Annotated in this window: 24 protein-coding genes; 14 read left to right on the top strand and 10 right to left on the bottom strand. The window is 57.5% G+C overall.

Going from position 1 to position 24,762, the window contains the following annotated elements:
• Window positions 1-24 precede the first annotated feature (24 nt).
• Window positions 25-318 carry a hypothetical protein gene (locus tag AOC04_RS17620; RefSeq protein ID WP_060695609.1) on the bottom strand — a complete coding sequence of 98 codons (294 nt, stop codon included), beginning with the start codon at window positions 316-318 and terminating at the stop codon, window positions 25-27.
• A 137-nt stretch (window positions 319-455) separates the two neighbouring features.
• Between AOC04_RS17620 and pbpC the strand changes: the two genes are divergently transcribed.
• The 4 genes from pbpC to AOC04_RS17605 all read left to right on the top strand — a co-directional run bounded on the left by pbpC (window position 456) and on the right by AOC04_RS17605 (window position 6,788).
• Window positions 456-2,747, top strand: a complete 2,292-nt coding sequence (pbpC, locus tag AOC04_RS17615) for a peptidoglycan glycosyltransferase PbpC (protein WP_060696976.1) — start codon at window positions 456-458, stop codon at window positions 2,745-2,747.
• A gap of 454 nt (window positions 2,748-3,201) precedes the next feature.
• Complete coding sequence (locus AOC04_RS24390; protein ID WP_335337691.1) at window positions 3,202-3,696, top strand: hypothetical protein; 495 nt, start codon at window positions 3,202-3,204, stop codon at window positions 3,694-3,696.
• Entirely contained in the window at window positions 3,648-4,916 is a 1,269-nt protein-coding gene (locus tag AOC04_RS17610; RefSeq protein WP_335337690.1) for a collagen-like triple helix repeat-containing protein, read from the top strand. Before AOC04_RS24390 ends, AOC04_RS17610 begins: the two co-directional genes overlap by 49 nt.
• 189 nt (window positions 4,917-5,105) lie before the next feature.
• Window positions 5,106-6,788 carry a ShlB/FhaC/HecB family hemolysin secretion/activation protein gene (locus AOC04_RS17605; RefSeq protein WP_060695605.1) on the top strand — a complete coding sequence of 561 codons (1,683 nt, stop codon included), beginning with the start codon at window positions 5,106-5,108 and terminating at the stop codon, window positions 6,786-6,788.
• Window positions 6,789-6,944: 156 nt separating this feature from the next.
• On the opposite strand, the gene AOC04_RS17600 is transcribed toward AOC04_RS17605, so the two are convergent.
• A complete protein-coding gene (locus AOC04_RS17600; RefSeq protein ID WP_060695603.1) occupies window positions 6,945-7,334 on the bottom strand; it encodes a response regulator in 390 nt (129 codons plus the stop codon).
• 5 nt (window positions 7,335-7,339) lie between these two features.
• Window positions 7,340-7,564: a Flp family type IVb pilin gene (locus tag AOC04_RS17595; protein WP_060695600.1), complete on the bottom strand. Its 225-nt coding sequence runs from the start codon at window positions 7,562-7,564 to the stop codon at window positions 7,340-7,342.
• 337 nt (window positions 7,565-7,901) lie between these two features.
• Between AOC04_RS17595 and cpaB the strand changes: the two genes are divergently transcribed.
• From cpaB to AOC04_RS17555, 8 genes are read left to right on the top strand one after another with little or no spacing between them, the layout of a single operon-like run.
• Window positions 7,902-8,837: a Flp pilus assembly protein CpaB gene (gene cpaB, locus AOC04_RS17590; RefSeq protein WP_060695598.1), complete on the top strand. Its 936-nt coding sequence runs from the start codon at window positions 7,902-7,904 to the stop codon at window positions 8,835-8,837.
• 27 nt (window positions 8,838-8,864) lie between these two features.
• A complete protein-coding gene (locus AOC04_RS17585) occupies window positions 8,865-10,091 on the top strand; it encodes a type II and III secretion system protein family protein (protein WP_060695596.1) in 1,227 nt (408 codons plus the stop codon).
• Window positions 10,088-11,287 (top strand): CpaE/TadZ family protein, encoded by a 1,200-nt coding sequence (locus tag AOC04_RS17580; RefSeq protein ID WP_060695594.1) that lies wholly within the window; start codon window positions 10,088-10,090, stop codon window positions 11,285-11,287. The genes AOC04_RS17585 and AOC04_RS17580 overlap by 4 nt, the downstream gene beginning before the upstream one ends.
• On the top strand, window positions 11,284-12,558 hold the full coding sequence (locus AOC04_RS17575) for a TadA family conjugal transfer-associated ATPase (protein WP_060695592.1): 1,275 nt from the start codon (window positions 11,284-11,286) through the stop codon (window positions 12,556-12,558). The genes AOC04_RS17580 and AOC04_RS17575 overlap by 4 nt, the downstream gene beginning before the upstream one ends.
• 9 nt (window positions 12,559-12,567) lie before the next feature.
• Entirely contained in the window at window positions 12,568-13,452 is an 885-nt protein-coding gene (locus tag AOC04_RS17570; protein ID WP_060695590.1) for a type II secretion system F family protein, read from the top strand.
• A gap of 1 nt (window position 13,453) precedes the next feature.
• On the top strand, window positions 13,454-14,338 hold the full coding sequence (locus tag AOC04_RS17565; protein ID WP_060695588.1) for a type II secretion system F family protein: 885 nt from the start codon (window positions 13,454-13,456) through the stop codon (window positions 14,336-14,338).
• Window positions 14,339-14,352: 14 nt separating this feature from the next.
• The gene (locus tag AOC04_RS17560; RefSeq protein WP_060695587.1) at window positions 14,353-15,045 is read left to right on the top strand and encodes a tetratricopeptide repeat protein; all 693 of its coding nucleotides are present in this window, start codon (window positions 14,353-14,355) and stop codon (window positions 15,043-15,045) included.
• A gap of 17 nt (window positions 15,046-15,062) precedes the next feature.
• Window positions 15,063-15,329, top strand: coding sequence for a DUF3613 domain-containing protein (locus AOC04_RS17555; RefSeq protein WP_060695585.1), 267 nt, complete (start codon window positions 15,063-15,065; stop codon window positions 15,327-15,329).
• A gap of 61 nt (window positions 15,330-15,390) precedes the next feature.
• Here AOC04_RS17555 and AOC04_RS17550 read toward each other — a convergent pair whose 3' ends face one another.
• Window positions 15,391-16,194, bottom strand: a complete 804-nt coding sequence (locus AOC04_RS17550) for a response regulator transcription factor (protein ID WP_082363725.1) — start codon at window positions 16,192-16,194, stop codon at window positions 15,391-15,393.
• Between the two features lie 105 nt (window positions 16,195-16,299).
• Window positions 16,300-16,773, bottom strand: a complete 474-nt coding sequence (locus AOC04_RS17545) for a prepilin peptidase (RefSeq protein ID WP_060695580.1) — start codon at window positions 16,771-16,773, stop codon at window positions 16,300-16,302.
• A 71-nt stretch (window positions 16,774-16,844) separates the two neighbouring features.
• Between AOC04_RS17545 and AOC04_RS17540 the strand changes: the two genes are divergently transcribed.
• The gene (locus AOC04_RS17540) at window positions 16,845-17,288 is read left to right on the top strand and encodes a TadE/TadG family type IV pilus assembly protein (protein WP_060696975.1); all 444 of its coding nucleotides are present in this window, start codon (window positions 16,845-16,847) and stop codon (window positions 17,286-17,288) included.
• Entirely contained in the window at window positions 17,285-20,041 is a 2,757-nt protein-coding gene (locus AOC04_RS17535; RefSeq protein WP_060695578.1) for a PAS domain-containing sensor histidine kinase, read from the top strand. Before AOC04_RS17540 ends, AOC04_RS17535 begins: the two co-directional genes overlap by 4 nt.
• Before the next feature lie 117 nt (window positions 20,042-20,158).
• Here AOC04_RS17535 and AOC04_RS17530 read toward each other — a convergent pair whose 3' ends face one another.
• From AOC04_RS17530 to AOC04_RS17510, 5 genes are all read right to left on the bottom strand, one after another.
• The gene (locus AOC04_RS17530; RefSeq protein ID WP_060695576.1) at window positions 20,159-22,144 is read right to left on the bottom strand and encodes a pilus assembly protein TadG-related protein; all 1,986 of its coding nucleotides are present in this window, start codon (window positions 22,142-22,144) and stop codon (window positions 20,159-20,161) included.
• 242 nt (window positions 22,145-22,386) lie between these two features.
• Entirely contained in the window at window positions 22,387-22,971 is a 585-nt protein-coding gene (locus tag AOC04_RS17525; protein ID WP_060695574.1) for a DUF4136 domain-containing protein, read from the bottom strand.
• Between the two features lie 28 nt (window positions 22,972-22,999).
• Window positions 23,000-23,623: a DUF4136 domain-containing protein gene (locus tag AOC04_RS17520; RefSeq protein WP_060695572.1), complete on the bottom strand. Its 624-nt coding sequence runs from the start codon at window positions 23,621-23,623 to the stop codon at window positions 23,000-23,002.
• A 22-nt stretch (window positions 23,624-23,645) separates the two neighbouring features.
• On the bottom strand, window positions 23,646-24,395 hold the full coding sequence (locus AOC04_RS17515; protein ID WP_060695569.1) for a methyltransferase: 750 nt from the start codon (window positions 24,393-24,395) through the stop codon (window positions 23,646-23,648).
• Window positions 24,392-24,697, bottom strand: a complete 306-nt coding sequence (locus tag AOC04_RS17510; protein WP_060695566.1) for a MazG-like family protein — start codon at window positions 24,695-24,697, stop codon at window positions 24,392-24,394. Before AOC04_RS17510 ends, AOC04_RS17515 begins: the two co-directional genes overlap by 4 nt.
• Window positions 24,698-24,762: the final 65 nt, after the last annotated feature.

The following is a 24,762-nucleotide window of genomic DNA, read 5'->3' as shown; positions in this document are numbered from 1 at the left end:
TCGACGCTCCTACGGGGACAGTAGTTAGCTGATGATCCAGCTCAGTACCCACAGCCCCAACAGTAACCAGATCACCCCGCCAATGATCGAGGCACGCATGAAGGCGCGCACTGCGTTGTACAAAAACAGCAGGCCGATGACCAGCACGGCAATGCTCACGATCGATGTGTCCATGCCCAGTGCGCGGGCCATGCCATCGATGAAGTTACTGCCGGCCTGGGTGATGGTATTGAACAGTCCGTTCAGGCTTTCGACGATAAAACGCACAAAGGTGCCAAGCCACAGGCCCAGATTTCCAACAAAGCTTTCGACGTGCATGGGTATGTCCCGATCAATAAGGTGGCCACTGTGCCAGAGATACGCATTGGGCAACCAGTCATGATGCAAAGTTGCGTACCGGGTGAAGGTTAGTGGGTTCAAACATTAAAAAAATACTGGGCCGGACCGCCGTCAGCCTGCTGCTGGCGTGCGCGTTGCTGTGGCTGGCTGACCGGCTCTGGCCGTTGCCCTTGCCCGCAGATGGCCTGGCCCGTGTGGTGTTGGCTGAAGACGGTACGCCCCTGTGGCGCTTTGCCGACGCCGATGGCGTGTGGCGCTATCCGGTGCGCACGGATGAGGTGTCGCCCTATTACCTGGAGGCGTTGCTGACCTACGAAGACCGCTGGTTTTATCAGCACCCCGGGGTCAATCCCCTGGCAGTGGCCCGGGCGGCCTGGCAGAACCTGAGCGGTGGCCGGGTGCTGTCGGGTGGCAGCACCTTGTCGATGCAAGTCGCCCGCTTGCTCGATCCCCATGAGCGTACGTTGCTCGGCAAGTCGCGCCAGTTGTGGCGCACGGCGCAGCTGGAGTGGCATCTGTCCAAGGAGCAGATTCTCAACCTGTACCTCAATCGCGCGCCGTTCGGCGGCACCCTGCAGGGGGTGGCGGCGGCCAGTTGGGCGTATCTGGGCAAATCGCCGCAGCAGCTCACACGCTCTGAAGCAGCGCTGCTGGCGGTGCTGCCACAGGCACCGAGCCGCTTGCGCCCGGACCGTCATCCGGAGCGCGCACAAATAGCGCGGGACAAGGTGCTGCGGCGTCTGGCCGAGTATCAGGTGTGGCCGCAGCCGGCGGTGCAAGAGGCACTTGAAGAACCCTTGTTGCTGGCGCCGCGACTGGAGCCGAGCCTGGCGCCGTTACTGGCGCGACGGCTAAACCGGCCCCACAGCCCGCCGCTGATTCGCACCACCATCGATGCCGGTTTGCAGCGCCGTCTTGAAGACCTGTTATTGGGCTGGCGCGCCCGCTTGCCCGAGCACACCTCGGCCGCCATTGTGGTGGTCGAAACCCGCAGTATGGCGGTGCGTGCGTACCTGGGCTCGGTTGACATCAACGATACGCGGCGTTTTGGCCATGTCGACATGATCAGCGCCATGCGCTCGCCGGGTTCCACGCTCAAGCCATTCCTGTACGGGATGGCGTTGGATGCCGGTCTGATTCACTCCGAGTCACTGTTGCAGGACGTGCCCCGGCGTTATGGCGATTACCGTCCGGGCAATTTCTCCATGGGCTTCAGTGGCCCGGTGTCGGCCAGCTCGGCATTGGCCCTGTCGCTGAACCTTCCAGCGGTGCAGTTGCTTGAAGCCTATGGACCGAAACGCTTTGCCGCAGACCTGCGCAACGGCGGTATACCGCTGAGTCTGCCGGCGTTGGCCGAGCCCAATCTGGCGTTGATTCTGGGCGGTGCAGGCAGTCGCCTGGAGGATCTGGTCAGCGGCTATAGCGCGCTGGCCCGTGGTGGGAAAAGCGCCAGTTTGCGCTTGCAGCCCCAGGACGCGTTGCACGAGAAACGCATGCTGTCGCCCGGCTCGGCGTGGATCATCCGGCGCATCCTCAGCGGGCAGGCCCGACCTGATCGCGATCCGCGTGCCGAACTGGTGCAGCGTCCGTTGCTGGCCTGGAAAACCGGTACCAGTTATGGCTTTCGCGACGCATTGGCCATTGGTGTGGGGCCGCGTTACTTGATCGGTGTCTGGATCGGGCGTCCGGATGGTACGCCGGTGCCCGGGCAGTTTGGCCTGGCTTCGGCCGCGCCGCTGATGCTGCAAGTACACGATGTGCTGAGTAATCGCGACAGTCAGCGCGGCATTGTAGCGCCAGTGGAGCCGGTGCCGGCTACGGTCGGGGTGGCGGCCATTTGCTGGCCGCTGGGTCAGCCGCTGAACAGAAACGACCCCAATTGCCGGCGTCAGCGCTTTGCCTGGACGCTGGATCACACCACGCCGCCTACCTTGCTTGCCGCCGATCAGCCATTGGGCACAGGGCTGCGGGAGACCATTTGGGTCGATGCACAGGGGCTGCGTGTTGGCCCGCAATGCCCCGCAGCACAAATGCGCCAAGTGGCGTTGTGGCCAGCACCGCTTGAACCCTGGTTGCCGCGTATTGAGCGGCGTGAGGCACGGCTGCCAATGGCTTCGGCGCAATGTCCGCCACCGCCCTTGAATTCGGTGACAGGGCTGTCAATTGCAGGGGTTCGCGACGGCGATCGTCTGCGCCGCCCGGCGGCAAGTCAGACCGAGCTTCGGCTCTCGGTCTCGGCCCTGGGCGGAGAGGGTCGGCGCTGGTGGTTTCTCAATGGTGAGCCGGTGGGCGACAGCGACCATCAGGCTGCGCTCAACACCCCACTTGAACACCAGGGGCGGTATGAGCTGAGCGTCCTCGACGAAAGCGGGCAAACCGCACGCGTTGAGTTCAGCGTGGTGGACTGAAAGGGCCAATGCCGGTAGCGGCCACCCCTGATTTCGCCCAGGCCGCGCGTGCCCCTCTTCATGGCAACCGCCGGGCGAGCAGGTCGGAATAAGCATGCCCGGGGATTCAGGCCTGTTAAATAGCGTTATAACTTTAGTGAGTGTCTGCTTTTCAGTGGCTTTTTATTTATACAAGCCATTGATTTATAAGGCTTTTAATTAATTCGTAGATTTATTATATAAGGCGTTAATACCAAGTAGCGGATTGTTCGAAAAGGCCCCTGGGGTTGTGATGTCTACACGAGTGAAATGTATCTCTGACATCAGAACAGAGAACTTTCGAACCTAGGCGTTCCAGGTGCATGGATATTAATTATGAACACTCAACTGTGGTTAAAAACCAGTACAGCCCTCCTGTTAGTCATGACCGTGAGCCTTGCGGGTTGCAGCAGCGGCGGTGGCGGCTCCAAGAGCCATGTATCGGCAAGCACTCCTGACAGCGGTGCGGGTACTGGTGGTACCGATGGCGGCGGTACGGGTGGCGGTACAGGCGGCGGTGATGGCACTGGCGGTGGCACAGGTGGTGGTACGGATGGTGGCACTGGTGGCGGTACCGGTGGTGGTACTGGCGGCGGCGATGGTGGCGGCACCGGTGGTGGTACTGGCGGTGGTACAGGTGGCGGCACCGGTGGTGGTACTGGCGGCGGCGATGGTGGCGGCACCGGTGGTGGTACTGGCGGTGGTACAGGTGGCGGCACCGGTGGTGGTACTGGCGGCGGCGATGGTGGCGGCACCGGTGGTGGTACAGGCGGCGGTACAGGTGGCGGTACCGGCGGTGGCACAGGCGGTGGCACCGGTGGCGGCACTGGAGCAGGTACCACGCCTCTGGTCACAGGTCAGATTGTTGGGCAAGTGGGTCCAGTGGTCAGTGGTGTCGGCTCCACGGTCAGCGGTATTGGCGGCACACTGACCACTGTTCCGGTAGTGGGCACGTTGGGCGGGGGGCTGGTGGTCAATACCGGCAATGCGGTGTCCTCCGTAGGCAGTGGTTTAACCAATGGCGTCGGCTCGATCGGCACCGACAAAGACTCCCTGGGCATTACCGCGGCGGGCGTGACCAATGCAGTGGCAGATGTCGGCAAGGGTGTTTCATCAGTGGGCACAGGTGTCAGTACCTTGCTCGACAACACGCCCATCAGTCAGATTCCGGTCGTAGGTGGGGTAACGGGCAAAGTCACGGATGTGGCGGGCGGGCTGGTGAACCAGGTGGGTACCACCGTCACCATGCTTGGCAACACGCTGACCGGCTCCGTGAATACCGGGGCTTTGAGCAAGGTGACTGGCGGGGTCAATGACAAGGTACTGGTGCCAGTGATTTCGATGGTCGAGGGCGTCACCGGCAAGGTGGGAACGGCTACCGGCCTGGGTGCTCCGGTGGATGGCGTTCTGAACAAGGTCGGCGGTGTCGTTACAGACCTGGGCCAGAAAGTGGCGGCTACGGGTAACAATCCTGTAACCAGTCTGGTAGGCGGTGTGCTGGGTGGTGTGGGCGGTGTGGCTGATAAAGCCGGCGGCTACGTCAATCCACCAGCTGCAACTGGCGGCACAGGCGGCACAGGTGGCACAGGTGGTATCGGCGGCCTGCCAGGGCTGGGCGGCAGCGGTTTGCTGGAGACAGTGGGCGGGGTCGTTAATGGTGTTGGTTCAGGCCTGGTGGCCGGCAGCACCAGCGGTGTGGTTCAGGCGGGTGGCGGCAACGTTGTCGGTGGCGGTAATGTCGTGGCCTCCCTCGGTAGCGTGGTAGGCGGCACCGGTATAGCGAACAACGCTGCCGGGGCTCCTTTGGCGGCAGTGGGCAACACTGTAGGTACGGCGCTTAATCCGGTAACGGGTGCTGTGACCACCATTACCCAAAATGTCGGAGCAGCAACCGGTCTTGGGACTCCCGTCAGCGGCTTGCTGACTCAAGTTGGCGGCGCGGTGAGCAGTGTGGGTGCCAAGGTTGATAGCGGCACTGCAAACCCGGTCGGCAGTGCGGTGGGTCAATTGGTAGGTACCGTTGGTGGAACAGTGGGTGCATTAGGCGGTTTAGTGAAGGCTGACAATACAACCGGGGGCACTACAACTGGAGGCTTGGGTGGTCTTGGCACAGTACTGGGCGGGCTTGGTAACCTGGGCAAGAAAAACTAACTAATTGCACCTGGCCGGTTCGACGGCCTTACCTACAGCGCCTACGCTTGGTTGAGACGAGAGATTCAAATGAATCTCTCGTCTTTTTTCATTTGCAGGATTGTAAGGTTAATGCCGGGTAGCTTCGCCACACTATGATGCGTTGCCCCTGGTTTAGTTGTGCCGCGGTTGTTGAGCATGGAGTCTCATATGCGTACTTGCGTCCCCTTTTTATTATTGGCCCTTACCCCTTATGTGAGTGCTGAAACGCTTCCACGTTATTTGAACAGCAATGAAAGTATCCAGAACTTGCCGTCCCCCAACTTGCCGGTGGATGCTTATCGGCCACAAACGCCTGCCTTGGAATTACCCAAGCCCGGTGCTGCCGAGTCCCAGCCATTAGTGATGGGCACCAAGTTGACGATCCGTAAGTTGCAGATTGAAGGGGGTACTGTTTATCCGCTCCAGGAGTTGGGGGCGGCGTATAAGCCTTTGTTGAATCATGAAATTACCCTGAGCGAGTTGATTGAAGCCACGCGCAGTATCACGCAACGTTATCAGGCCGACGGTTATTTATTGTCCTATGCGTTTTTACCGCCGCAGAACTTTGATCAAGGGCTGGTGCGCGTCGTACTGGTCGAAGGGTATATCAAGGATTACCGGGTAGACGGTGATATCGGGCGCGTGAAGGGTTTTATCGATGAACTGGTAGATAAACTCAAAGGCGAGCGGCCGTTGACCCGTAAAACCTTTGAGCGCTATACCACCCTGATGAGCCGGATTCCGGGTGTGACCCTGCAGGCGCAAGTACCGCCGCCTGCAACCACCGACGGTGCTGCAACCCTGCAAGTCAATGCCAGCCGCAAACCTTACACCACCAGCATGAGCCTCACTGAAGGCAGTCGCGACAGTACCCAGGCACTGTTCGGGGTCAGCAGCAATTCACAGACAGCCATGGCAGAACAGCTTTCCTTGAGCGGGTTGTTCCCGCCGGGCAATGACAAGGAGCACTACTACCGCCTTGATTACAGCCAGTTCCTTAATGCTGAAGGTACTCAATTGAGCCTGTATGGCGCGCGATATCGCAGTGATCCCGGCACCAACATCGCGACCAGCGATGGCTTTGAACTCAAGCCCCATCGTGAGAATGACCGCTTTTCGGTGGGTGTCAGCCACCCGCTGATCGCGGCCCCCGATCAATTGCTCAACGTCGCGGCAAGGCTGTATGGGGTCAACGACAACACGGACTACGACGTGGTCGGATATTCCCAGACCATCAGCGATAAAACCAACGTGCGTGCGCTGGCGTTTGAAGGTGAGTGGCGCAAGTCCAATGACAAACAGTTACGCATTGTGAGCGGCGGGTTGTATCAAGGCATCAATGGCCTGGGAGCCAAGACCGAGACCGATTTGACCGGCAGCCGCTATGACCTGGACTTCTTCCGCTTGCGTTTGTCGGGAGTGCAGAGCGACGGTTTCTTCGGTGACTGGCAGGGCGTGGCGTCCGCGGCCTTGTACTGGAGCGACGACAGTTTGCCCGACAGCGAGCGGGCGGTCTTCGGCGGGCAGAACTTCGGCCGCGGCTACCCGGACGACCAGGCCTCGGGGGACAAGGGCTGGGGCGTGGCTTACGAGCTGAACTACAGCTTCAACCGCGACGGGGAGTGGGTGAAATTGCTGCAACCCTATGCGGTACTGGACAAGGCCAAAACCTGGTTCAACGAACTGCCCCTGAAGGGTTCGGATATGTCTTCGGCGGCGGTGGGGCTGCGCTTTGGTGACAAGCGTTACTACAACATTGCCCTGGAAGTTGCCAAGCCGATGTCAGACGTCGCGCTGGACAGCTTTAACCGTCGGCCGCGTTACACCTTGAGCTTCAGTTATCAGTTGTAGGGCCGTCTCTTGCGCAATGCAGTTCACTCAAGTGGGCTGCATTGCCCGCCCTGCAAAGGGGGTATAAGCGATACGCGCATAAAGCCTGTGGCTAAGCACGCAGCCACAGGCTTTCAGGTAAGCATATGAGGGGGAGCCCGTGCCTGAGGCGGGTGACTAGGGCTTCGGGAAGAGGCTGTCGAGGGTATCGAGCAGGCGCACGTGGTAGATGGGTTTACGGAACAGATCCAGTACCTGCAAGCGGAGCAGGTCGCTTACATCGTCCATATCGGCGTGTCCGGAAATGACAATCACCGGTAAATGCTGGCGTTGTGTGTGCTGGCGCAGGCGCCTGATCAGTTCTATACCGCTTTGTTCCGGCATGCGCAGGTCTGTGATGACCAGCGCAATGTCCGGATGTTGGGTCAACTGCAAAAGAGCGAGTTTGACTGATGTTGCGGTATAGCAACAAAAGCCCTCGCCCTCTAGCAGCTCGGCCAACTCCAGTAGTGCATCCTCCTCGTCATCAACTAAAAGTAGCTGTTGGCGAAGAAGTGAGATACTCACACTATTTAAGTTGCGGCACTGGTTAGTGCAGTTTTAATCGATGTGAATATTGCAATGACCTCGGTTTTGATCGGGGCTACAAAAGTTACAATTGCCACTGCAACCATTCCTGCAATAAGCGCATATTCAATACCTGAAGCGCCCTCCGTGCGCTGTGCAAATAATTTGACCTGGCGAGTCAGGAATACCTGCGTCGGTACATACACTTTAAGAACAGTATTTAAAAACATCTGACTTCTCCTTCGTGCACCGGGTCGGGCACCGCTTAACAATTATATTGCGTGATTTCCTTCTGCCATTACAGCATTGGCAATAATTCAGTTTAAGGCAACTGTAAAAAAGCACTAATCACAAAGTATTAATCCAAATGATGCGTGTAAAAAAAATGTGTGGTAAATCAAACAATTCAAAATTAAATAGAGATTTTTAAAGTCACTAATGGCATTTTGATTTACCTGCGCTACGTTCAAATAGCGAAATGGTTCAAACAGCGTTATTGGGTTATGGCTGCCTGATTGCGAATGATTTTTTTTATCTGCGCTACGTTGTGGTAAAGGGAGTTTGCTAATGAACAATCGACGCAGTTTAGTACTGGCGGCCATTTTGTTTATCGGGGCTATTGCGGCCGGTTATTGGGGGTTGGTATTGACTCGTCAGCAGCCGGTAGCTGAAGTTCCGGTGACGCAGGTGGTGGAGCAAAGTGTCGCCTCGGTTGAGGATCAGACCCGACAGCCAGTGGTGGTATTGGTCCGTGATGTTCCCCCGCATGTGGCCCTGACCGCCGAAGACTTGACCCTGGAAAAACTCAAGACCGCACCCGCCGGCAGCCTTACGGCTATCGATCAGGCGGTTGGCCTTACCCCATGGCGAGCGTTGAGTGCGGGTACCTGGCTGACCAAGCAAAGCTTTGAAATCGGCGGCCCTCTTGCTCGCATGATTCGCCCTGATGAACGTGCACTGGCAGTGGCCATCGATGAAGTGACCGGTGCAGCAGGGCAGCTAACGCCTGGTGACTACGTCGATATCTTGCTGTTTTTGCGTCAGGACACGGCCAATCCGCAGCAGTCGGCGCAAACAGTGTTGCCGGCAGTACGGGTGCTGAGCGTGGGTGATGAGTTGGGCATGACCAGCGACGGTCAACTGGCCAGTGAACCGCTGAATGCCGAAGAAGCCCTCAAACAAGCGCAGCGCCGTGTCGGTGCGCGCACGGCGGTGCTGGCAGTTCCAGAGCCTTTGATCAATCAACTGATGCTGGCCACTCAGGCCGGCACCTTGCGTCTGGCCGTGCGCAGCGCCCAGGAGCAGCGTTTGAGCAAGTACTGGGCGGGTGAGAAGGATGCTCCAGGCAACCTTGAGAACGCCAAACGCAGTCTTTACCAGTTCAACCAGTTAGCCATGGCCAGCCCGGTGCGCACACCTGTGGCGGGTAGCCCCGGGGTTCAAAGGGTGCGCGGGATTGAAATCATTCGCGGCAACCAAACCACGCAACAGCCGGCTCAATAAAAATACGATCTGCAAGGGAAGCACAGCATGAGAAATCCTGGCGTTGCGCTGTATAAACGAGCTGTCTGGACGCTGATTTTAAGCAGCTTGCCCTTTGAAATGGCCTTGGCTGCTTCAAACAATTGCGCTGCTCTCGGTCAGTTACCCTCGGTACTGGAAGTGGCCCAAGGGGCCCAGCAAGCACTGGATTCGCCAGTCAGCATTACCCGCATTGCAGTGGGGGATCCTACTGTTGCGGATGTTCACGCCAATGGCAGCAACGCCTTCTTGCTCACAGGCGTTGCGCCGGGCACCACCAGCCTGATGGTCTGGACCGCCTGTTCGAAATCACCGCGCCAGAGCATGGTGTTCGTCAAGGGCAAAGCCGCCACCAGCTATACCAGCGTTTCAATATTGCCTTCTGAAGATCCGACGTTGCCCAGCCAGGTGCAAACCGATATTCGCTTTGTCGAAGTCAATCGCACCAAGATGCAGGAAGCCAGTACTTCGATCTTTGGCATGGGTAAAGACTTTTTGTTTGGCTCGCCCGGATCGTTCATTTCCAATGCGGAAAACGTGATTACCGGTGGCCCGGTAGCTAACGGCAAGTATTTCAACATTGGCTTCGGCGGTGGCCGGGTCAAAGCGTTGATTAACGCACTTGAGGGCAGCGGTTTTGCCTACACCCTGGCGCGTCCGAGTCTGGTGGCGTTAAGCGGCCAGAGTGCGACCTTTCTCGCCGGCGGTGAAGTCCCTATCCCGGTACCGAGCAGCGGCAGTGACAACGTGTCGATTGAGTACAAGGAGTTCGGTATCCGTCTTACGTTGACGCCGACCGTGGTCGGGCGTGACCGCATCATGCTCAAAGTCGCCCCCGAAGTGAGCGAGCTGGACTACACCAACGCGGTGAATATCGCCGGGACATTAGTCCCTGGCCTTAATGTTCGCCGTACCGATACCAGTATTTCCCTGGCCGATGGCGAGAGCTTTGTCATCAGCGGCTTGATCAGCTCGCGCAACAGTGCTCAGGTCAACAAATTCCCGGGGCTGGGGGACATCCCCGTTCTTGGCGCCTTTTTCCGCGACTCCAACACCACCAGCGAAGAAAAAGAACTGTTGATGATTGTGACGCCGCATCTGGTTCAACCACTGGCGGCCAATGCGCAGTTACCAGCCCTGCCTGGTGAAAAACTGCGCAATTACGACCCTAACTGGTATCGACTGTATTTCCTTGAAAACGGTAAGTTCAATACCCGTAGCGGGCTATCCCAATGAGCCAAAGCCTGAGCCAGACATTTCTCGCGCTGACGCGCAACAACACTGATCTTGAGTGGCTGCAAGGCGCATTGGCGCCCCTGGGCCAGGTCGTGGGCGTAGGCACGAGCAGTCTGGATGAGTTGTTGGCATTGATTGACGTAACTTTCGCTGGTCTGGTTTTTGTCGGGCTGGACCGAGAGAAAGTCGTGTCTCAGTGCGCATTGATCGAGGGGCTGCTTGAGGCCAAGCCAATGTTGGCCGTGGTTGCCCTGGGCGATGGCATGGATAACCAGTTGGTGCTCAATGCGATGCGCGCCGGGGCTCGGGATTTTGTCGCCTACGGTTCGCGTTCCAGCGAGGTGGCCGGTCTGGTACGGCGCTTGAGTAAACGCTTGCCGCCGGTCACACCTAACGCAGAGCTGGGCGGGCTGACCGTACTGTTCAGCGCCCAGTGCAATGCTGACGGTGCATTGCTCGCCTGCCACCTGGGGCTGGTGGTGCAAAAGCAGGATCAAAAAACCCTGTTCCTGGATCTGGGCTTGCCCCGTGGCGACGGTCTGACGCAGTTGGGCCTGGAGAGCTCGTTTTTTTTTGGAGATGCCCTGCGCCATTTACGGCGGCTGGACAGCACCTTGATCGACAGTGCATTTACCAAGACCCCTGAAGGTTTACGAATCCTGGTCCATAGCGACAACGACGAACCGCTGGAGCAAACCAGCGCCGCCGAGTTGTATATGTTGCTCAGCGCCTTGCGTCAGCACTTCCAGCATATTGTGGTCAACCTGACGGGCCAGCCTGACAGCGAAGCGCTGCGCACCTTTGTCAGCCATTGCGACAAGTTGCTGTTTTACACCGATCAAAACGTACTCGATTGCCGGCGCAACTTGGACGTGCTTGGCGTCTGGCGCACTAAGGGAATGAAGCTCGAACACGCGGGGCTGCTGGTTGATCGCTACCTGCGTGGCGTGGCCCCCGATGCCGATGCACTGGCCAAAAGCTTTGGCTTGCCAGTGCTGGCCACACTCCCGGCGAGCCCGGAATTGCGCATCAATGCCAAAAATCAGGCCGTGACACTTTTCGAACTGGGCCCGCGAGAACCCCTGAGCCTGGGTTTGAAAAAACTCGGCGAGCGGCTGGCCTTGCGCTCAGAACTGCCGGGTCGCTCGCAGGGCAAGTCGGACAGTTGGCTCAACCGCCTGTGGGGGTCTAAATGACCAATGAACAGTTGTTCGGCTCGGGCCTGTACAAGGACGGTCGCGCCGACCATGACGGCCTGAAACTGGTGCTGCACCGTTACATCATTGATGCCATCGAGGAAACCGGGAAAAACCTGCTGGAAGATTCGCGCCAGGTCCTGTCGCAATTTGTCATCGAGCGGGTCGCGGAATACGTGTCGCGCCTGCATCTGGCGATCTCGCGTTACGAGATGGAACGCCTGGCTGAAGAAATCGTCGACGAACTGACCGGTTTCGGCCCGCTTGAAGTTCTGCTGCGCGACCCGGCGGTGACTGAGATTCTGGTTAACGGACCGCACCGGGTATTTGTCGAGCGCGAAGGCCTGCTCAGTCAAAGTGACCTGCGCTTTATCGATGATCATCACGTAGAGCGGGTGATGCAGCGTATTCTCGCGCCGCTGGGCCGGCGCCTGGACGAGTCCTCGCCGATGGTCGATGCGCGTATGCCTGACGGCAGCCGGGTCAACGCGATCATTCCGCCCATTGCCTTGGACGGTCCTTGCCTGTCGATCCGGAAATTTCGCAAGGACATGCTTAAAAGCAGCGACCTGGTCGCGATGCAAACCATTGATCAGCCGATCTTTGAGTTTTTCCAGGAGGCGGTTGGCAAGCGCTGCAATATCTTGATCAGCGGCGGTACCGGTACCGGTAAAACCACGTTGCTCAACATTTTGAGTCAGTTGATCAACCCCCATGAACGTCTGGTCACCATCGAAGACGTGGCGGAGCTGCAGCTCGGCCACCCCCACGTGGTGCGTCTTGAAACCCGGCCGCCCAATGCTGAAGGGCACGGTGAAGTCAAATCCAGCGATCTGATTCGCAACGCCCTGCGGATGCGTCCGGACCGCATCATCCTTGGCGAAATTCGCGGTGTTGAAGTGCTTGATGTGCTGACCGCGATGAACACTGGCCACGATGGTTCGATGAGTACCGTGCATGCCAACACTGCGCAAGATGCGTTGCTGCGTCTGGAAACTCTGGTGGGCCTGACCGGGCGCACGGTGGCGGAGAAAACCTTGCGCCAGATGATCTGCGCCGCACTGGACGTCATTATCCAGCTGACGCGTATGCCGGATGGTCGACGCTGCGTCAGTGAGGTGCTGGAGGTGGTGGGAGTACGGGACGATGTTTATGTCACCAACACCCTGTTCCGGCTGGATAAGCGTACGGGCTTTGGTTTTATGCGCGAAGCCTTGAACCCGGCAGGCGACAAGTTGCGTCGCGACCCCATTTTGAATGCAAACGGCTGAGGTGCTCCCATGATCCCGGCCTTGATACTTTTTCTGATCAGCTTTTTGATGTTTGTGATGTCGCTGAGTCTTGTCTACCGCGCATTGCGTGACCCTGCCACCAACAGGGTGCTGGACCGCTTAGGTGAAGGTCAGCCGGTAATTGCACAGAAGCCCCTGAGTGTGGCGTGGCTGGACCGGGCCTTTTTGCAGGCAGGTCTGGGCCGCCCTTCCGATCGTCTTGGCTTGTGGTTGGGGATATGGGCCGTGGTAGCGGTATTGGCGGGCTTGTTGGGAGGCTGGGCGTATTTCTTGATCTTTGTGGTCCTGCCGCCATTGCTTTTGAGGCTGTATGTCAGTTGGCGTTATCAGCGTCGGGTACGGCGCATGGTGGAGCAATTGCCGCAGTTGCTCGATCACTGCGTGCGTAGCCTGAAAGCGGGACGCACCTTGTCCGATGCGGTGCTGCATGCGATTGAGTCGTCCAGCGATCCGCTTAAAAGCAGCATCAGCCGGGTCTCGAGGAATGTGCAGTTGGGCGTGAGTTTGCCCGAGGCGGTGGAAGATTTTGCCGAGCTGTATGAGCGCGATGAATTTCGTATGTTCGCCCTTGGCTTGAAGGTCAACCATCGCTACGGCGGCAACGCCAGTGAACTGCTGGAAAACCTGATCCTGCTGATTCGTGAGCGTGATCAAGGTGCTCGCAAGCTCAAGGCAATGACCGGTGAAACACGTGTCACTGCGATGGTTCTGGCGGTGTTGCCGTTATTAGTGGGTGGTTATTTCATGCTGACCAACCCCAGTTACCTGACCAAGGTGTGGAGCGATCCGAGCGGTCAGCACATGCTGCTTACCGCCGTTGCATTGCAGGCGATTGGTTGCCTGGGACTATGGCGCATGGTGCGGAGCATATGACATGGCCTTGCTGATTTGTTTGATTTTATTGTTGGGTGCCCTGGGGCTGTTGATTAACCATGTGATTCAGGAGCGGCTGAGCCAGCAGCGCGTTATGCAGCGCCTGGAAGGTGACAAGACCGGCCCTGGCACGTTAAGCCTCTGGATGCGGGCGGTGGGTAACAGCAAGTTCGGCCAGCGGTCGGTCTCGATGGACAGTGAAACCCAGCTCTTGCTCAATCGCGTTGGCTGGCGCACAGCCAGCCAGCGTTCATTGTTTGCCGCCTTCCAGATCGGGACCCCGGTAGCGTTTGCCGGGCTGATTTTTCTGGGGCACGAGCTGTTCTTTCCCGGGTCGGGGAATCTACTGATTGTGCTGCTGTTTGCGCTTGCCGTGGGGTATCTGATTCCCAAGCGGATGTTGGCCTACGTGGCGAAACAACGTCAGCAAGAAGTGGCTGTAGAGGTTTCAACCTTCATCCCTTTACTGCGCATTCTGTTTGAGTCGGGCATGGCGGTCGAGCAGGCGCTGCGGGTGCTGAGCCAGGAGGGGCGGCAATTGCTGCCAGTACTTACAGGGGAACTGCGAGTGATGCTGGTCCGGGTGGACTCTGGACTGGAGTTGAGCCAGGAGTTGAGCAAAACCGCAGCCTTGCTGGATGTAGATGAATTCAATGACACCTGCGTGATTCTTCAGCAATTGATTCAGCAGGGCGGTGGCGCGATGAAATCGTTACAAGCACTTAAAGAGCTGCTCGATGACCGTCGCCTGACGCGAATGGAGGAATACATCTCGAAAATGTCGGCCAAGATGTCGGTGGTGATGATGGTCTTTCTGTTTCCGGCGCTGATGATTGTATTGGCCGGCCCGAGTTTTATGGCTATTGCACGGGCCTTTGGCTCGTGATCAGGAGTATGAATATGAAAGCTGTCATTGCCGCGTGTGCGTTGCTGATGTTGGGCGGTTGTGCGACAGGGGGCCAGGGTAATTCGCCATGGGCGGGCCTGACTGGCAGCAGTTGCGCCAAGTTGAGTAGCGACCAGGAACTGTCCATGAACCTGGCTGACGACATGGCCAAGGAAGGCAAACTGCACGCCAGCCTGGCCAACTTGCAAGGTCTGCCGGAGCGCTACGCGCAGGTGCAATTGCGCAAGGCCCGAATCTATCGGCAACTGGGCCGCAGTGAAGCCGAACCTTTGTACAAAGGGCTGCTAGGCACTTGCCTGGCGGCGGAAGGTGAACATGGCCTGGGTCAGCTGGCCGCCGGGCGGGGCGATAACGCGCTGGCAACGACCCATCTGGAACGGGCTGCACGTATGGCACCGACCGATGAAAAAATCCGCAATGACCTGGGCGTGGTGTATCTCAATCAATTACGGCTGGACGAAGCGCGCTTTGAGTTTTTGACCTCTCTGGAGCTTAAGCAGGGGGACTCGCTAGCCGCGTTGAATCTGGTGACCTTGCTGATTTATCAGGACCAGTGGAGCCAGGCAGCCGAGCTTGCCAGTCGTGCCGAATTGACCCCCGCCCAAGTGGGTGATGCCCAGGCAAGGGCGCAAGCCCTTAAAACCCAAGCCAAGACAGCCAGCAATCAAGTGGCTGCGATCAAATAATGCGTTGGAGGTGTGCCGTGAATTTGTATATTCGAGTAGGTGTGTTGTTAGCCGTCCTGCCGTTTGGCGCCTTTGCCATCGAGCCGGGACCCGTGTCCAGATCCCAGCAGGACACCGAAAACTGGTTGCAGCTTCAGGTCAGCGGGCAAGCCCGGTCACCGATACACCAGGTGGCCACTTCCCAGGAGCGTGAGCGCAGCCTGCAGCGCTGGCTGGACAGCTACACCCACCCCATCCCTGAGTACTACAAGCAGGATGAGGGCGGCAAAGCCAAGTCGGATTGATAGTGACGCCATCTCCCGCCCGGTGTGAGGGTAGGGGGATGGGGTCGTGCTTGTTGGGGGCTTAGCTGCCAGCCGTTTGCCGGCCATGCTGGACTGAGGCGTTGGGGGACAGGGCGAGAGCCAGCTGGGTGCGATTGTTCATGTGGGTGAGGCGCAGCACTTGCGACACGTAGAGTTTTACGGTGTTTTCAGTGATGCCCAGATCGCAGGCTATCTGGTAGTTGGTCTGGCCTTTGCTCACCAGTTTGGCGACGTCCAGCTGGCGCGGTGACAGCTGTTTGAAAATGCTCGGGATCTGAGGACAGGTACTGTCGTTCGAAGAGGGATTGTTCGGGTTTTCAGCGCTGGACTGGGGAGGGCGACGGGCGTATTCCATATCCTGATAGAGGTCGTCAATGGACTCGGCCAGGTATTGCAACTTCTGGTTCAGTTGCCCCAGTTGGTTGCTCTTGTGCTGTTCGCGCAGGATCTGTTCCTGGCGCTGGATGCCCTCAAGCAGTTCGTTCAGATCGACCGGCTTCTGGTAGTAATCGGCGATACCGATACGCAAGGCTTTGATCACATCCTGTTTGTCGGCGCGGCCGGTCAGCAAAATGCTTTCAAAGACCCGCTGCTTACCGGCAACTTTTTGCAAATGCTGGGTGAGTTCAATGCCATTCATGTCCGGCATGTGCAAGTCGCACAGCACTAGACCTATCAGTGGGTCGGCAATAAACGCACTGATGGCTTCACGGCTTGTCTGGCAAGGCACGCAACGGTAGCCACTGCTTTCCAGAAACTCGCAGAGTTCTTCGACAATCAAGGGCTGATCATCGACGACGAGAATTTTTATAAGGGCGGGGTGTGTATTCACACGGTTCTCCATCCTGGTAAACCAATCTGGGACATCTTGGTCCACACGTTTTACGTGACTGATTTAAACGTAGACCCACTTTACGACTATGTACAAGGTATTAATCCTTCAAACTGACTATCCAAGTAGCATTGTTGTCAGGGTAAAACCGGCTAACAAAAAAGGTGCATAAGGAAGCTTTTTTGACATTGAACGTTTCACCTTAAATTCATCTGAGTTAAACCATTGATTCAACAAAGGCAGTATTTTTGACGCTATTAACCACCACAGCCCTGCACACAAACTGGATCCAATCACTGTGCCCAGAATTGTCAGACGATCGGTTGCCAGGGCCAAGGCTATCATTAGCTTCACATCACCGGCGCCCAGCTTGTTCAGGGCGTAGCCGGGGAGGGTCAACAGCAACGCGATCAGTAGTGCCCAGCCGCCTTCTTCAGCGCTGGCGCCCAGCCAGGTGTCACCGGTCCAGAGCAGATACAGCAGCGCCAGTGCCGCCCCGCCGAAGGTCAGAATGTTGGAAATATGGCGCTGGATAAGGTCTTGTGTGGCGCAAACAAAGAGCCAAATAAATACAACAGATAAGTGAATCACGTAATTAACATCCCTTTTTTACTGATGATTCTATGATGATATTACTTTTGATTGTCAGGGTGGACGCAGTCATGAAAATAGGCCTTCCCAAGAAACAAAAAGGTGCCGCCGCAATTGAATTCGCGTTGGTGTTCGTGATTTTTTTTGCTGTTCTTTATGGCGTGCTCAGTTACAGCCTGCCGTTGTTGCTGGTGCAATCATTTAATAACTCCACAGCCGAGGCGGTGCGGCGCAGTGTTGCGGTTGATCCGACGCTTACGGCGGCGGCCTATAAAACTGCAGTCGAGTCAGTGGCCAAAGGCGTGCTGGACGAAAAACTGCGCTGGGTACCTACAGCCGTGGCCCCAAGTCTGGTCAAAACCGCATCTTATGACCCCGTTGCGGGTGTTCTAACGGCCACTGTCTCTCTTCCGTCCGCTGCGTTGGCAACCCTTATGCCGGTACTCACGTTGGGCACTGTCAGCGTGCCTCAACTGCCGACTACCTTGACCGCGCAATCGAGTATGAAATTTTGATCCAGGGTGAAAAGCTCTTTAGGCGCCTGACGGGGCGGGCCACCGAGCAGCTGCCCGGATCTTCTGGTTTGCAGTCACGCACCGATGGGTGCATGCAACTGCTGCTCGATCAGCAGGGGCGGGTTATTGATGCTAGCGGCCTGCAGCGCCATGGCCTGGGGCGCGATGCTGGTGACGCTACACCGCGTCTGCTGCTGGACTATTTGGTGTCGGGCAGCACGCTGGCGCTGGAAGGGGGACCGGCGGACTGGGTCGGACACTGTCTTGATCTGGATTTTCAAGGCCCCGGACTGAACGTGCTACACACCCGTGGCTGGGTACAGCCGCAGGCTGACTGCTGGTTATTACAACTGCTGGATATCGGCGATTTATTACGCGACAGCCAGCAAGCCGGCAGCCGCGAGCAATGTGCGCAACTGGCCCTGAGCATCGGTGAACAGTTGCGTCAGTGCAGCGCCGCCCGCTTGCCTGAGGTGATGCATGAGGCGCTGTGTCGTGTAGCGCAGCAATGGCGTGTGCCCTGCGTGGCACTGGCCGTGCGCAGTGGTACGCCACTGGGTTGGCGTCTATACAGCGCGTATCACGGGTTTGATGCGCCGGCGCTGTGGACCACAGGACAAACCCTGGGCGAGGTCCTGGATGGTGTGGATGCCAAACGGCCCCGATCCATAAACGCCGATGTCGAGAGAACCCGAAACCCTTTGCTCAATAGTCTGTTTGGCAATGCCGACGGTTGGCTGGTGCCTTACTGCGACCAGCAAGGGCAGTCCGTGTGGTTGCTGCTGGGTTTTTACCCGGCCACGCAGCACCCATCGCTGATGAGCGAAAGCGACTGGTTGCTGGTCTGTGCGGCAATGGCCGGGCCGCTGCAGGATCGTCTGCGTGAGCAGCAACACGAACAACAAAAGGAGCGCATGCAAGCGCTGCAGGAACTGTTGGGTACGGGGTGGTGGGAGTGGTTGCAGCCTTCCCGGCAATTGCAGCTGGCGCCGCAATTGAGCGCAAGTTTATTGCCGCAGCTGGAACCTTCGGCGTTGACCCGTGAAGCGTGGCTGGCGCTGTTTCATCCCGTGGATCGGGATGAACTGAGCAGCGGTTTCAATGCGTTACTGGAGCATGGCAAAACGCTGATGCTGTGCGCGCGGCTGCACCAGCCCCAAAATACGCAACCGACCCGGTGGTACCGGATTCAGGGCCAGGTGCTGGGAACAGGTGCAAGCCGGCGCACAGTGGGTTACATGCTCGATATCAGCGACATCAAAAACCAGCAACTGCAGGCCGCCGCCGCCCATGCGCGACTGGACAACCTGATCGCCAGTTCACCTGCCGTGATCTACGTGCAGCGCTACGACGAAGGTGCATTGCTGCCGGCATTTTTCAGCGACAGCTTGCAACCTTTGCTGGGCTGGAGCCTGGACGACTGTGCAGGGGCGGCCTTGATCGACAGGATCCACCCCGATGACCGCGAGCAGTACTTCGAGCGTACGCGCCAGTTGCTGCGTGAAGGCAGCACCCGCAGCCGTTTCCGTCTGCGTGACCGCGCTGGCGACTATCACTGGTTGCTGGACGAGGCCAAATTATTACGCGACGACCTGGGGCTGCCCGTTGAGGCAGTAGGGTTGTGGCTGGACATTACCGAGACCACCGAAGCGGCCGAGCGGGTTAAACACAGTGAGGAGCGTTACCGGATTCTGGTCGAAGACTCCCCGGCGATGATTTGCCGCTACTTGCCAGACTTGACCCTGACCTTCGGCAACCGACCGCTGGCCAATTATCTGGAGTGCGCCCCTGAGTTACTGCCGGGGATCAACCTGGGCGACTGGCTCTCAGCCGAACAGCGCGAGTTGTTTGAACGGCGTATTGCCAGCTTGAGCCCGGAGTTCCCGGTGAGTACGGCTGAAATCAGCCTGCAACTGCCTGGCCGTGAGCATGCGTGGTGGGTCTGGTCTGATCGGGGGGTGTTTGACGCTCAGGGCCAACTGCTCGAAGTCCAGGCGGTAGGTCGTGACAATACCGAGGTACGGCGCTCGCAACAGCAACTGACCCACGGCGCGAAAATGGCCACGCTTGGCGAAATGGCCACCGGGCTGGCGCATGAGATCAACCAGCCGCTGAATGTGATGCGCATGGCTATCGTCAACGTACTCAAACGCCTGAGTAACGGCGATGTACAGATTGATTACCTGAAGGAAAAACTCACCCGTATCGATTCGCAAATCCAGCGCGCTGCGCGAGTGGTCGACCATATGCGCGTGTTCGGTCGGCGCTCCGAAATCGAGCAGCAGGTCTTCAACCCGGTGCAGGCACTGGAAGGTACTTTGGCCCTGCTGGGCGAAGGTCTGCGTTGTAAAGGCGTAGAGATCCACGCCGAGGGGCTGGCGTGTAGCGTGCAGGTGCGCGGTCATTCAGACCAGTTGGAGCAAGTGTTGATCAACCTGCTGGTCAATGCGCGTGATGCCTTGTTGAGCAAGCGCGAGACAGATCGCGACTTCCAGCCCCTGATAACCCTGAGCGCCGAAACAGACGGCAACTGTGTACGGCTGTGGGTACAGGACAATGGCGACGGCATCGACCCGCGGTTGCTGGAGCGTATCTTCGAACCGTTCTTTACCACCAAGCCCATCGGTATTGGTACCGGCCTTGGGTTGTCGGTTAGCTACGGCATTATCGACAACATGGGCGGACGGTTGAGCGTGAGCAATACCGGGCCCGGGGCCCGGTTTTGCGTGGAATTGCCGGTGGTTGAAGAGTAACGCCGGGCATATCTGTAGCTGCTGGCGGGGGTCTGCAGGACCCGCCTGATAACAAGGCTGCTGCGTAACCCCTCGCAGCCTCGTTCCTCGTCAGCGACTACAGGAGTCGTAAGCAGGTCAAAGCACCAGTTGGGCGCGGCCACCCTGGCCGCAGGAGAGGTTGGCGCCAACGTCGACATTGTCGATCGTTATCCCTAGTAAATTAAGGATGCCATTCAGCAGCGGGTCGACAATCGGGCTCAGTAAAGTACCGATGATATTACTGATGGCTGTAATTAAACCGCTCAGTATGTTCCCGGTATTAACAAGCAAACTGCCCAAAGCGCTGGTGCCTGTGGGTTGATAGACCGCTAACTGGATACCTTGCAGTGTCGTTTTAAGACTGCCTACCAGGTTTGTTGATGATACCGGGGAAAAAAGCGGGTCCTGTTTTATTTCGGGTGGTTGATTGTAAGTATGAGTCAGATAGGGAGCGCTAAGACTGCCGATACTGGTGTCTACCATCAGTCCCACTCCGCCACCATAAAAGGGCACACGGGTTTTAGGATCACATACTTTAAATAGGATTAGCCCGGAGCAGGTGACCGAGCCAATATCAATAATAGGTAAAGGTTTGACGGTAACATCGTTCGATGAAGAGAAGGCATTGGTCATATCAATACTGCCAAATTTGACCTTTACCAAAGCTGCGTTATTCGCGACTGTCAGGGTTTTTGTGGTCGTACTGGGGCATGAGTAGTCCGTGACATATGAGTTGGCGCTGGCGACCTCAAGGATAACGTTGATCGATGCGGTAGGCAGAACTTTGAGGTCTGTTTGCTTGCAAGGAAAGGCTACAGCGCACAGGACTGATTTAAGTGTGGCGGCAAGATTGAGGCTTAGTAAACTATTTAACGTATCGGTCAGGGGGCCGACCAGGTTAGTGAGAACTGATTCGACGGCCGGAGTATCAAGAAGTGGCAGAGCGATACTAACGCCTGCCCGGACTTGTGCCGTACGCACGTAGATTCTGGATGCAGGATCGGTAGGGTTAGCCTTGGCTTTTGCCGGGTCACCAATGGCCGAAAGTTGAGGCGGCTCTATGACTTTTAATTTAACCACGCCATTGATCACACCCGGGACGTTCAGGGGGACTGTCGCTACGACACCGTTGTTAATGTTGGCGAGCTGGACAAAAGCCTCCACTAACTGGAAGACGTTCAAATTAGTGTCCAGCCCTGCGCTGTTCGTACCTGTCTGCAGTTTCAATATGTCTGCCAGTTTTACCTGGACACTGCCCACCGCGGCTTTAAGCCCGAGGAGTCCGTCTACTGCAACATTGGCTGTATTGCCATTTGCGGTGAGTACTTTGATTGCTGTGTCGATAAGTTTTGTGAGTTGTACTTTGGTGTTCAGGACGTCTGTGTAACTACCGGCATTAATATTCAAGTCGATAGCTAATTGATCCAAATAACTCAGCAAGTTTATTTTGCTGTCGACCAGGCCTTGCCAGCCTGCAACGCTTAGATTGAGCGATCCCCCAAGCAGTCCGCCCCATACCGCATTGAGTATCTGAGACTTTGAAGAGTCTATCGTAACGGCAGTACTTCGAATCGTAAGTTGAGCCAGCAACCCCTTAGGGGCAGCGCCTACCGCACTCGCCGTCAACTGGGTATTAAGATTAAATCCATCCTTGGCAAACAAGCTCCATAGTCCCCCGGCCACGCTTGTGGGGACAGTGGTGGTGGCGATAACGCGGATAGCATTGGTTTGGCTGGGGTCCAGTTTGAAGGTACGCAGGCTGTCGCTGCCCGTCACAAGGGTGCCGCAGGTGGGTGTTATTTTTTGCACCGCCCCGGGAGTGAAGCCGTTTCGCGTGGCGCTTTCATTGACGTAGGTTACGGCAGTGCCACTGGTACAACTCCCTCCCCGGCTGACCGCTTCCAGCACGGCCATGTCCGCTACCCGTTGCAACTTGCGTTGTTCCAGGTACAGCCGTCCGCTGTCGATCACCAACAACATGAAAAGCAGCACCACGCCGAGGGTGACAGCGGCCATTAAACCGATTGCACCTTGTTGCTGCTGTGGGCTATTGAAACCGATACTGCGTAGACGGGGAGACATCGAGCACTCCTGATGCTGGAACTGTGTCCAGCGCTAACTCTCCAAAGTTTCAGCGAGTGTAGCCAAAAAGTGATCAAGGCGCTGGCCAGTTGCCAGTTTTATAGGCGTGATGTGAACAACTGATCAAAAGTCATCAGTAAATTAAAAGAAAGACCGTCGCGTAACTAACTTACTCGCGAAAGTATTAATACCTTCTGAGGTATATACATCGCGAGTAAGTTGTTGCGTATAAACCTGTGACTTTATTTTGGCGGATAGTTAGCAAGAATTTTGTTCACCGCTTCATGAATGGCCGCATTGCGCTCGGCTGGGGTCGGGCTGTTGTCGACGATTTTTTCTGCGCTGCCGCGCCACACCAATTTGCCGTCTTTGGCATCGATCAAGTCGATCTGCAGGGTGCCCACCTGATAGACCACGTTACGGGTCTCGTTGTACATCGGTGCGCCCCAGTAGCCTTCCCATGGGCCGCCGGCATAACCCCAGGGCCCGCCCCATGGACCGCCGTAGCCGTAGTTGGTGACGATCTGTTCCTGGCGGTTGGCGACGATCAGATAGGTTTGCACCAGCAGATCCGGTTTACTGCCGGCGGCTGCCGGGCGCAGGCCGCGCTGATCCAGGCCACTGCTCACGGCCTGCATGATCCGCTGCTCGGTCAGGTCGCTTTTAAGCATCAGGCTATTGGGCTGGTATTGCAGTGCAGGGTCTTTCCAGGCCCAGGTCTGGAATTTGGCAAAATCCACTGAAGGGTTGTAATCGTTGGTGACCTGCATTGTTTCGCAGGCGCTGAGCAGCAGGGCCAGGCCCAATAATGCAATGCGTCGTAGCATGATGATTTCTCCGCTTCAACATTCCGTCTTACTGAGGAGGATAAGCCTGCACCGCCTTTTTCAGTGATTCGCGCAAGGCGTCACTGCGTTCGCTCAGGCTGCCTTTGCTGCTGGTTTCTGCGCTGGAACTCCATACGGGCTGACCGGTTTTACCATCGTAGAAATTGAGTCGCACAACCATGACTTCCACTTCATAGGTGCGTACAACCGGGACCGAGTTGTACATCCCGTATTGACTGCCGTAACGGCCGTAACGGCCGTAACCATTGCCGTAACCCGCTCCATAACCATAGTCGTCCTGCACCTGGCGCAGGCGTTTTTCTGTATGTAAATCAGCACTCACCCACAAGTCAGCCGCACGATTGGGCTGCGCAGGCCGCAAGCCGCGCTGGTCGAGCACGTTGTTTACCGCGTCGGCGATTTGTGCCGAGTCGGCCCAGGCTGTTCCGGCGGGCAGTCGGCCATTGAGCCAGGCCCAGCTTTGATAGCGCCCGTAATCCCGTGGCGGAGCAGGGTAGGCGCTTAAATCCAGGGTGTTGGCCGCTTGTGCCGGGGCTGGCGGCATCGGCATGGAGCTTGGGGTATACGGGTTAGGACTCTGGCAAGCCCCCAGGCCAAGGCTCAAAACGACTAAGGCTAAACGGCGATGCATGATGTTCTCCCGAGCGGGCGGTTTATACCGGGCGGCACACCCAATGCAGATAGCGTCCCAGCCTGGCAAAGGCGGGGTGGCGACGGTGGGCCAGCTCCATTTCTACCAGCGCTTGCAGTTCGGCGCGGGCCTGGAATTCCACTGGCATGTAGTCGTGAAATACCCGCACGCCGCTTTGGGCTTCGACCTGCCACAGGCCTTCGAGCGCGGTCGCCAACTCTCGCGGGTCGAGGGGCTGCTGCGGGGTGAGGCTTTGTTTTTCGCCGGCCATATCGTTCTTGCGCATTTTGCGGAAGTGGCCTTTAAGCAGGTTGCGATAGATCAGCGCATCACGGTTATAGAACGCCAGCGACAGCCAGCCGTCCCTGGTGGTCAGTTGGTGCAGCACGGGCAGGATGGCGTGAGGTTCGGCCAGCCATTCCAGCACGGCATGGCACAGCACCAGGTCGTAAGGCTCGGTCAGTTGGCCCAGCAGTTCTTGCCACGGTGCCTGAATGAAAGTGCCCTTCTGCCCCGCGTCGGCAAAGCGCTGGCGCGCGCCTTCGAGCATGGGGCCTGCTGGCTCTGCCAGGGTTACATCGTGCCCCTGCTGGGCCAGCCACAGAGACATGTGGCCCAGCCCGGCGCCGATATCCAGTACGCGCAGCGGTCGGGCGGGCAGAGACTCTGTAAGGTCGGCCTGAAGCACGGCCAGGCGAATGGCACCTTTGGCGCCGCCGTAGATTTTTTCGGCGAAGCGGGTCGCCAGTTGATCGAAGTGACGGTCACTCATTTGCTGAAACGCCTTTCGCTGTCGGCCAGTTTGTTGCGCACCACTTCGTTCATGTCCAAGCCAAGCTCGCTGCACAGCAACAGCAGATACAACACGATATCCCCCACTTCCTGCCCGGCGTGGGCCAGTTTGTCGGCGGGGAGCTGGCGCGATTGGTCTTCGCTCAGCCACTGAAAAATTTCTACCAGCTCGGCCATTTCGACACTGGCCGCCATGGCCAGGTTTTTCGGGCTGTGAAACTGTTTCCAGTCGTTGTTATCGCGGATGCGGTGCAGGCGTTGGGTCAGTTCGTCGAGGTTCATCGAGGGTGTGCTCTCCAGAAGGCGCAAAGCTTGCGGCCGAACCGAAGTTGGCGCAAGTGAAAGGC

Source organism: Pseudomonas versuta, from assembly GCF_001294575.1.
GTDB classification, from domain to species: domain Bacteria; phylum Pseudomonadota; class Gammaproteobacteria; order Pseudomonadales; family Pseudomonadaceae; genus Aquipseudomonas; species Aquipseudomonas versuta.
Note: the sequence above shows the minus strand (reverse complement) of the source record. Positions and strands in the feature narration are given on the sequence as shown.